The sequence below is a fragment of the Aquitalea pelogenes genome (assembly GCF_041914625.1).
Lineage (GTDB): Bacteria > Pseudomonadota > Gammaproteobacteria > Burkholderiales > Chromobacteriaceae > Aquitalea > Aquitalea pelogenes.
Window position 1 is genome coordinate 81,289 of record NZ_JAYSDA010000019.1, and the last position, 9,286, is coordinate 90,574.

7 protein-coding genes are annotated in these 9,286 nt (G+C 61.5%); 1 reads left to right on the forward strand and 6 read right to left on the reverse strand.

What is annotated here, in order from left to right; genetic code table 11:
• Positions 1–44: 44 nt before the first annotated feature.
• Both ACE3SE_RS14930 and hmpA read right to left on the reverse strand, forming a co-directional pair.
• Positions 45–518, reverse strand: a complete 474-nt coding sequence (locus ACE3SE_RS14930; RefSeq protein WP_374556358.1) for an RrF2 family transcriptional regulator — start codon at positions 516–518, stop codon at positions 45–47.
• An 84-nt stretch (positions 519–602) separates the two neighbouring features.
• Positions 603–1,826 carry an NO-inducible flavohemoprotein gene (gene hmpA / locus ACE3SE_RS14935; RefSeq protein ID WP_374556360.1) on the reverse strand — a complete coding sequence of 408 codons (1,224 nt, stop codon included), beginning with the start codon at positions 1,824–1,826 and terminating at the stop codon, positions 603–605.
• 250 nt (positions 1,827–2,076) lie between these two features.
• Between hmpA and ACE3SE_RS14940 the strand changes: the two genes are divergently transcribed.
• Complete coding sequence (locus tag ACE3SE_RS14940) at positions 2,077–4,035, forward strand: methyl-accepting chemotaxis protein (protein WP_374556362.1); 1,959 nt, start codon at positions 2,077–2,079, stop codon at positions 4,033–4,035.
• Here the strand turns inward: ACE3SE_RS14940 and ACE3SE_RS14945 are convergent, their stop codons facing one another.
• From ACE3SE_RS14945 to ACE3SE_RS14960, 4 genes are all read right to left on the reverse strand, one after another.
• Positions 4,036–4,311: a hypothetical protein gene (locus tag ACE3SE_RS14945; RefSeq protein ID WP_374556364.1), complete on the reverse strand. Its 276-nt coding sequence runs from the start codon at positions 4,309–4,311 to the stop codon at positions 4,036–4,038.
• Between the two features lie 96 nt (positions 4,312–4,407).
• Positions 4,408–6,123 carry a choline dehydrogenase gene (betA, locus tag ACE3SE_RS14950; RefSeq protein WP_374556366.1) on the reverse strand — a complete coding sequence of 572 codons (1,716 nt, stop codon included), beginning with the start codon at positions 6,121–6,123 and terminating at the stop codon, positions 4,408–4,410.
• A gap of 138 nt (positions 6,124–6,261) precedes the next feature.
• On the reverse strand, positions 6,262–7,755 hold the full coding sequence (gene betB / locus ACE3SE_RS14955; protein WP_374556368.1) for a betaine-aldehyde dehydrogenase: 1,494 nt from the start codon (positions 7,753–7,755) through the stop codon (positions 6,262–6,264).
• Between the two features lie 178 nt (positions 7,756–7,933).
• Positions 7,934–8,638 carry a hypothetical protein gene (locus ACE3SE_RS14960; protein ID WP_374556370.1) on the reverse strand — a complete coding sequence of 235 codons (705 nt, stop codon included), beginning with the start codon at positions 8,636–8,638 and terminating at the stop codon, positions 7,934–7,936.
• Between the last annotated feature and the right edge of the window lie 648 nt (positions 8,639–9,286).

A 9,286-nucleotide genomic window follows, 5' to 3' on the forward strand; every position in this document is an offset into this window, starting at 1 on the left:
AGCCCGCAGGTAGCGGGCTTTTTCATTGAAAAAGTGATGGTTTTTTACAACACATCCGGTGCGGTTTTGTCGGCCGACTGCGGTCTGGGGCTGCGATGCAGGCGAATGATGGCCTCGCCGGTGGGGCTGGCAATCACATCGCGCAGCGTGTAACTGTCCAGTGTGCTGAAAAATGCCTGCATGCCCACATCCAGCACGGCCTTGAGCTGGCAGTCCTGACGCAGCGCGCAAGGCGGTTCGGCGCAGTCAATCAGCGGCACATTGCCTTCCAGCGTGCGGATGATGCCGCCCAGGCGGTAATGCTCGGGCGGCTGGGCCAGCGCCAGCCCGCCACCCTTGCCACGGCTGTTGTTCAGCCAGCCTTGCACCCCCATGAAATGCACCACTTTCACCAGGTGATTGCGCGACACCTCGAAGCGTTCGGCAATTTCGCTGATGGTGACCGGTTGCTCCCGGTCGCGGTGCGTCAGGTACATCAGCACGCGCAGGCCAAGGTCGGTAAAGCGGTTCAGTTGCATGGCAGTAAAGTGGGCTGGGAAAGTGCCGCGCAGGATACTCCGCAGCGCGGCAGCTCACAATGCGCAGCGACAAACAAAGCCAATTCAGCCGGTGGTCATGGCATTGGAGCCAAACACTTCCATGTGGATGCGCGTGGCTTCTACCCCGGCCTCGCGCAGCTGGCGGTGCTGTTGCTGCATGAAGCCTACCGGGCCGCACAAATAATAGTCGGCATCCGGCAGCAGGGCATGGGCACGGATGGCATCGGCATCGATACGGCCTTGCTGATGGAAGTCCACACCAAGGGTATCGTTTGCGGCCGGGGTTTCATAAAACACGCGCTGCTGCAGCTGCGCATGCTGCTGCGCCAGTGTGCCGACTTCCTGTTTCATGGCGTGAACCGCCCCGTGACGTGCGGCGTGCAAATAGCGGATGGGCCGCGACTGATCACTGGCCAGCAAGTGCTGCAGCATGGACAGCAGCGGAGTCTGGCCCACCCCGGCACTGATCAGCACCACCGGGGTGTCCCGCTCCTGATGCAGCACGAAATCACCAAATGGTGGTGATACCTGCAGGATGTCCCCTTCGGCCAGTTCGGTATGCAAGATGCCGGACACCTTGCCGGCGGGAGCCTCATCGCGGGCGTCTTCCCGCTTCACCGAAATACGCAGCCAGTCCTTGCCGGGTGCATCGGACAGGCTGTACTGGCGCGGCTGGCTCAGGCCCCATTCCGGAATGAAACGCTGCACCGAAATGTATTGACCGGGCTGGAAGGCAGGCAAGCTGCCACCATCCGCGGCTTGCAGATAAAACGAGGTGATTTCCTCGCTTTCTACCTGCTTCTTCACCACGCGGAACGGCCGCCAGCCGCTCCAGCCACCGGGCTGGATGGCGGCACGCTGGTACAGGCTGTTTTCCAGCTGGATCAGCAGGTCTGCCAGTTGCTGATAGGCGGCCGCCCAGGCCTCCAGCAGGCTGTCCGGTGCGGCTTCTTCTCCCAGCACCTCGCGGATGGAAGCCAGCAGATGCTTGCCCACAATCGGGTAGTGTTCGGCACGGATGCCCAGGCTGGCGTGTTTGTGTGCCACCCGTTCCAGTACCGGCAGCAGTACTTCGGGCGCATCAATGTGCTCGGCATAGGCCGCCACAGCCATGGCCAGTGCTTGCTGTTGCTGGCCGGCATGCTGGTGCCCCTGGTTGAAGATGTTTTTCAGCTCCGGGTTGTGCTGGAACATGCGTTGGTAAAAATGGCTGGTCAGCAGCACGCCATGCTGTTTCAGGATGGGGGCGGTGGCTTTGACTTGCTGGCGAATGGTGGCACTGAGCATGGATCTTCCTTTAGATGTGTGTGAAATACATTTTTTAAAAGACAGGTGTTCGGCACGGACAGCGCGTAGCATAACATTAAAATGTAAATAAAATACACTTTATAAAAAGAACGCAAATTCAAGCTGCTGCACGCGACAAAACCCATTGGCATAGGTATTTGATTTTGCAGTGCAAGAACAATGCCCCTATAAACAAAGCTGTCTTCACTCGTATAGCCACCGTGCTGTGCGCGCTTGCAAGGAGTTGTGCATGTTCCGCCAAACCGCCCGCTGGATGCAGCATCTGAGCTATCCCATCCGCTTTGCCATCATCGGTACCGTGTTTGCCGTTGCTCTGGTTTACCTCACCTACGGGCTGTACCGCAGCAATCAGGACAATGTGGATTTCTCCAGCAAGGAGCGGGTGGGCGTGCAATATGTGAAGCCCGCCATGGCCTTGCTGTTGGCGCTGGAGCAGGAACAGGCCCAGCACGCCAGCCAGGGAGCAGGTAACGCGCTGGGAAGCGCAGTGCAGCAGCAATGGCAGGCCATGCAGCAAACCCATACCGCGCTCAACCCGGTGCTGGGCGTGGACAAGGAATGGTCTGGTTTCGACGCGAGCTGGAAAAAACTGCAGTCGGCACCACAGCCAGACAACTTTCAGGCAGCCAGCAGCAGCCTGCGCGCGCTGATCAGCCAGGCCAGCGACCAGTCCAACCTGACGCTGGACCCGGACATCGACACCTACTACCTGATGGACGTGCTGATTACCCACTGGCCGGACTGGCTCAGCCAAAGCATGGAAGCCAACAGCATGCTGATGGCTGCCAAAGGGCAGGCCCTGGGCGGATCTGCACGTGACGCCCTGCTGATGCTGTTGCCGCAACTGCGCAATAACGTGGAGAGCCTGACACAGAACCTGAACAAGGCTGCCGCCTACAACCCGGCGCTCAAAGCCAGTATGGCTGGTAGTGATGCCAGGCTGCTGGCCGTGGCTGAGCAAAACAACAGCGTGTTCCGCAAGGCCATTGACGGCCAGACCGGTGCGGCCAGCAGTCTGGTGGCCGACACACTCAATGCGGCGACAGCATTCGGACAAACGGCACTCACCCAGCTGGACACGCTGCTGGAGGCGCGTATCCAGCGCATACAGTGGCAGCGCAATATGTATCTGGGCTGCGCCTTGCTGGCCTTCCTGCTGTCCATCTACCTGTTCATTGCCCTGTATCTGTCCATCACCGCGCAGCTGGGTGGCGAGCCCTTTTATGTACAGGAGGTGGTGGAGCAGATTGCCACCGGCAGGCTGGATACCAGCATTGCGCTCAACAGCCAGGACGAATCCAGCTTGCTGGCCGCCATCCGGCAAATGCGTAATCAATTGCGTGATACGGTGAGCCAGCTGGTACAAACCTCGCAGCAGCTGGATGGTGCCGCCCGAGATGTGGCCGAAGGGGCCAGCCAGGTGGCGCATAGCAGCGACCGTCAGTCTGAAGCTGCCTCCAGCATGGCGGCAGCGGTGGAACAACTCAGTACCAGCCTGTCGGTGAGTGCAGAACGCTCGGTGGAAGCGCATCAGCTATCGCAGGCGGCAGTACAGGAGTCCACATCCGGTACGGAGGTTATTCGCGGGGCGGGCTCCAGCATGCAAAGCATTGTGCGCGAGATATCCACGGTGTCTGACACCATCCAGACCCTGAGCAAGCAGTCCGAGTCGATTGTCAGCATTGTGGATGTGATTCGCGATGTGGCCGACCAGACCAATTTGCTGGCGCTTAACGCGGCGATTGAAGCCGCCCGTGCCGGAGAGCAGGGGCGCGGCTTTGCCGTGGTGGCCGATGAAGTGCGCAAGCTGGCAGAGCGCACCGCGCAGTCCACCACTGAAATTGGCGGCATCGTGCAGCAAATCCAGCACACTGCAAAGCAGGCGGCAGGCAATATGCACACCGGCATGCAAACCGTGGAAGCCGGGCAGCAACATGCCGAGCACGCCGGGACAGCTATTGTCACCATCCAGCAGCAGATTGATCAGGTGCAGCAGGTGGTGGCGGAAATCCAGATTGCACTGAACGAACAAAGCCATACCAGCCAGGTACTGGCGAAGAATGTGGAGCAAGTGGCTCTGATGTCGGAGGAAAACAGCCGGGCGATGAAGGGAACAGCAGAAACGGTGGGGCAGTTGAAGGGTTTGTCCGAGCAGCTTAGTGCGCTGGCGGCGCGTTTTACTGTGTAATCAGGCCGCCAGACGGGGGTAACAAGGCAAAGGCCGCTGGGAAGCGGCCTTTGTCATGGTGGGATGGCAGGAAAAACTGCCCGGTGTGTCGTCCTCGCTGGAGGACTCGACAGCCTGGGTTGCCGGGGAGGGGTCGATCCAGTCCAGCTCATCCAGTTCGGCCAGCATGGCCTGACGGGCATTCTGACGCAGGCCGGAGCGGCTGCTGCGGTGGGCACCGCCCTTTTTCAGCAAGGGCGAACAGGCGTAGGGATTACGCGGTTTCAGGGTGTGCATTTTCTTCTCCAGACATGCAGCTGCGATGCAGCCGCTGTCTGGCATTGTAGAAAGTGCGGCGGCGCAGTCAAGCGCCGCATCTCCCGTCCACACACATCAGTGTGCGGCAGACACGCTGGCCGTCGGCCAGGGAAAATCTGCCGTGCCCATCAGCCGTACCGGTTGTTTGCCAGCGATGAAATAAGAGGCCTGCGAGCGCGGCAATGCAGTGCGGCCGCGAATCGCATCGGCCAGCTTTTCCGCCATCATGATGACCGGCGCATTGAGGTTGCCGGTGGTGACGCGCGGCATGATGGAAGCATCCACCACGCGCAAGCCCTCCACGCCGTGCACCAGTCCGTCCTTGTCCACCACCGCCATGTCGTCGTAGCCCATCTTGCAGGTACAGGACGGATGCAGCGCGGTTTCGGCATGTTCGCGTACGAAGGCGTCGATCTCGGCATCGCTCTGAATCTTCATGCCCGGCTTGATTTCCTCGCCACGGAATTCGTCAAACGCCTGCTGGGCGATGATTTCCCGTGTCAGCCGTACCCCGGCGCGGAACTCCTGCCAGTCCACCGCATGTGCCATGTAATTGAACTGCAGCAGCGGTTTGACGCGCGGGTCGCGGCTGGCCAGCCGCACAAAGCCGGTGCTGGGCGAGCGCATGGAGCCGACATGGCACTGGAAGCCGTGCGCCTTCACCGGATTACTGCCGTCGTAATTCATGGCCAGCGGAATGAAGTGGTATTGCAGGTTGGGCCAGGCAAACTCGGTACTGCTGCGGATGAAGCCACCGGCTTCAAAGTGATTGGTGGCGCCCAGGCCGGTGCCGTTCAGATACCACTCCACGCCGATGGGCGGCTTGTTCCACCACTGCAGCGCCGGGTAGATGGAAACCGGCTTGGTGCAGTGGTATTGCAGATACATTTCCAGATGGTCTTGCAGGTTCTCGCCCACACCGGGCAGGTGTACCACGCTGCTGATGCCGTGTTGCTTGAGCTGGTCGGCATTGCCCACACCAGAGCGCTGCAATAGCTGCGGGCTGGCAATCGCGCCGTTGCAGACAATGACTTCGCGCCGCGCTTCGGCCTGATGCAGGCTGCCGCCTTGCAGATAGCTCACACCCACCGCACGGTTGCCGGCAAAGCGGATCTGGTCGGCCAGTGCGCGGGTTTTTACCGTGAGATTGGCGCGGGTGCGCGCTTGATCCAGATAGGCCAGCGAGGTACTGCAGCGGCGGCCGGATGGCGTGGTGGTGCGGTCCATCGGCCCGAAGCCTTCCTGGCGGTAGCCGTTGAGGTCGTCGGTGCGCGGGTAACCGGCCTGCTCGCCTGCTGCAATAAAAGCCTGATACAGCGGGTTGTTGTCCGGCCGTGGCGTGGTGACATGCAGCGGGCCAGTTGCACCGTGGAAGTCATTGGCACCCTTGTCGTAGCTTTCCGCCTTGCGGAAATAGGGCAGACAGTCCAGATAGCTCCAGTTTTCCAGCCCCTTGTTTTCCGCCCAGCCGTCAAAATCCAGCGCATTGCCACGGATGTACACCATGCCGTTGATCAGGGACGAACCACCCAGCCCCATGCCGCGGCCCTGGGTCATCACACGGTTGCCCATGTGCGGCTCCGGCAGCGTAGTGTAGGCCCAGTTATAGGTGGTGCCTTGCAGCGGGTAGGCCAGCGCCGCCGGCATCTGGGTGCGCCAGTCCAGCCGCCAGTCCGGCCCGCCGGCTTCCAGCAGCAGCACGCTGACATCGGCATCTTCGGTGAGGCGGGCAGCCAGCACACAACCGGCAGAACCGGCCCCGACGATGATGTAATCGAACTGTTGCGACATGGGTGCTCCTTGCTACGGATGGTTCAGACAAGACAAGGGCAGGCCGTGAGGTCTGCCTTTATCGTGTGGATGACAGGGCGAGCCGCCTGGCGTGTTAGCGCGGCGAACAAAATAGCGCAGCGTCTCTGCTGGCAGCACTCAGGCGTAAGGACTGGCCACCCCGGTCAGCTCCACATACACGCTCTTGCGCTGGGTGTAGCAGTCGATGGCGGTAAGGCTGTTTTCATAGCCCAGGCCGGATTCCTTGTAGCCACCAAACGGCATTTCAATCGGCGTGATGTTGTAGTTGTTGATCCAGCACACCCCGGCTTGCAGCTTGGCCACCACGCGGTGGGCGCGCGCCAGGTCGCGGGTGAATACCCCCGCCGCCAGCCCCAGCCGGGTGGCGTTGGCCCGCTGGATGACTTCCGCCTCGTCGTCGAACACCAGTACCGACATCACCGGGCCAAAGATTTCCTCGCTGACAATGCGCATGTCGTCGCGGCACTGGTCGAAAATGGTGGGGGCAATGAACCAGCCGGCTTCGCAACCGGGCACGATCACGCGCTGGCCACCGGCGGCCAGTACCGCGCCTTCGCTCTGGCCGATGTCGATGTACTTGAGCACGCTTTGCGCATGGCTGGGCGAAACCTGCGCGCCCACCTGGGTATCCGGGTGCATCGGGTCGCCAATCTTCAACAGTGCGGTGCGTTCTTTCAGACGCTGCATGAAGGCGGCGTGAATGCTGCGCGCCACGAACACACGGGTGCCGTTGGTGCAGATTTCGCCCTGGGTGTAGAAGTTGGCCAGCATGGCGGCGGACACCGCCTGTTCGATGTCGGCATCGTCAAAGATGATCAGCGGCGACTTGCCGCCCAGCTCCATGGTGACGCGCTTGAGCGTGCCTGCCGCGTCTTTCATGATGGCCTTGCCGGTATCCACCGAGCCGGTAATCGACACCTTGGCCACGCGTTCGTCGGCAATCAGCTGGCGCGCCACGGACGAGCTGCCCTGGATTACGTTGAACACGCCATCCGGCACGCCTGCTTCGCTGTAGATTTCCGCCAGCAGCGCCGCGCTCATCGGCGTCATGCCCGATGGCTTGTAAATCATGGCATTGCCGCAGGCCAGCGCCGGGGCGGATTTCCAGCAGGCAATCTGGATGGGGTAGTTCCACGCGCCAATGCCCAGGCACACGCCCAGCGGCTCGCGCCGGGTATAGGCAAACGCACCTTTCAGCGGGAAATGCTCGCCGTGAATCCCGGCGGCCATGCCGGCAAAGTATTCGATGCAGTCCGCGCCGGACAGCACATCCACCACTTCGGCTTCCTGGATCGGCTTGCCGTTGTCGCGCACTTCCAGTTCGGCCAGTTCTCGGTTGCGGGCACGCAGAATGCCCACCGCCTTGTTCATGATGCGGCCGCGCTCGGCACCGGTCATCTCGCTCCACACCGCAAAACCGGCCTCGGCGCTCTTGACCGCCTGTTCGGCCTCGGCCGCGCCAGCCTGCTGCACCTTGCACAGCAGTTCGCCATTGGCCGGGTTGAAGTTGTCGGCCAGCGGCAGGGCCGGGTTATCGATATAACGACCGCCGATATAGCTTTTCAGGATGCCATCTTGCACGTTGTCTTCCTTGTATTCAGGGTGGGGCATTGCCCGTGATGCCGCTCATTGAGCCACGACGGCAGACGCCTTGCGTGTCAAAAGCCGACATGGGGGCCAATTGTGGCGACATGCCATCGCCGGTATTCAGGTGCTTTGATGATGGATGGATAGGGCGAGCGCGGTCAATGCGTGCAGCCTGCCCCGTGTTTAGCACTGGCCGGGGACGTCAGGCAGCCGGGTTGGCGCGTGGCGGTTCCGCCGCCTCTGCGCGCCACGCCTGTTTCTCCGTGCGCTTTGCCAGTTGCTGGTGGCAGGCCGCGGCCAGGCGGAGCAGCTCGCCATTGCGGCTGGCACTACCGTCCGGCCCGGCAATGTGTTGCGCCAGTGCCTGCAAGGAGGTTGCGCTGCTGTTGAGTGCCACCAGACGGCCATGGGCATGGCGGCGCGGGTGGCTGGGGGTGTAATTGAGGGTCAGCAGCCAATGGCTGTGTTGCCAGTCGCTGCCGTGTTCCAGCACGGCTTTGAGTACGGCATGGCTGATCTGCTGTCCGGCCTCGGCAGCCATGGCCAGCGCCTGTTCCCAGCGCGGGGCATCGGGTGGCAGTTGCTGCAGGGCAGGCAGTACCTGTTGTTGCAGCCAGTGTTGCAGTTGGCGGGCGGCAGGGCGTTTGCTTTGTTGCAATGCGCGTTGCAAGGCAGGTGCTGGCCAGCCGCATTGCGGGCTGTCGTGTTGCGGCAGGGTAAGGGCACAGCCGGGGTATTCGGCCAGTTGCTGTTGCAGCTGGTGGCGCAAGCGGGGTGGGGAGAGGGCGAGGATGTCGTCCGCCAGCAGGCAGCAGTGGTCGTGGTGGAGCAGCACCCGGACGGGTTTGCCTTGGTAGTACAGCGTCAGGGGCGGGGCCTGGGGGATGTTGGGGTCGGGATGCGTCATGGTTCTGCCCTCCGTTGAAGGATGAAGGCTGCCACGCACGCAAGAAAACGCGGGTGGCAGGCCAAAGCGGGGTTGGCGAACCGGAAGCACTACCATGACCGGCAGACCGTATAGGTCTCCCCGCCTGGCCTGCCATTGGAGGGGGCAGACGCAAGCAGAAAAAGCCGCTTTGACACGGCTTTCCCGGTAGTACTTACAGGTCGCCAAACCTGGCTGCGTGTGAACACGCAACGGGACAAGGCTAATCAGCACCATCGGGGACAGCAAGACTAGAGGGGAGTGGAAACACTGGCAAGAGGTGCAGGTAAGGCTTGTTTTGATTTCTGCTTCCACGCGGCGGACGGGATACGTGTTTGCTTGGCGATGTTATTGCCGCCAGCACGTAGGGCGGAAGCCCCAGCCTTACCGGGGCGTTCCGCCGTCATTCAGACCATTCCAGCACACAACAAAAAATCAATTATTCGGACTGCGGGAATCCGCTCACGCGGATGATGATTTGCATGCCGCTTCCGCGTGGGGGATGGGGAATAGAGCAGCGTCGGTGCGGTGCTTATGTGCCTCCGCGCTCGCTGTTGCCACCACAAAGTAAAAATAGGTGTTGCATCCGCTCACGCGGATGATGTTTTGTCTTGCCGCTTCCGCGCGGCG

Coding starts and splice junctions, on each gene's coding strand:
- ACE3SE_RS14930 (WP_374556358.1), bottom strand. CDS start 518: ATGCAACTGAACCGCTTTACCGACCTTGGCCTGCGCGTGCTGATGTAC.
- hmpA (WP_374556360.1), bottom strand. CDS start 1,826: ATGCTCAGTGCCACCATTCGCCAGCAAGTCAAAGCCACCGCCCCCATC.
- ACE3SE_RS14940 (WP_374556362.1), top strand. CDS start 2,077: ATGTTCCGCCAAACCGCCCGCTGGATGCAGCATCTGAGCTATCCCATC.
- ACE3SE_RS14945 (WP_374556364.1), bottom strand. CDS start 4,311: ATGCACACCCTGAAACCGCGTAATCCCTACGCCTGTTCGCCCTTGCTG.
- betA (WP_374556366.1), bottom strand. CDS start 6,123: ATGTCGCAACAGTTCGATTACATCATCGTCGGGGCCGGTTCTGCCGGT.
- betB (WP_374556368.1), bottom strand. CDS start 7,755: ATGCCCCACCCTGAATACAAGGAAGACAACGTGCAAGATGGCATCCTG.
- ACE3SE_RS14960 (WP_374556370.1), bottom strand. CDS start 8,638: ATGACGCATCCCGACCCCAACATCCCCCAGGCCCCGCCCCTGACGCTG.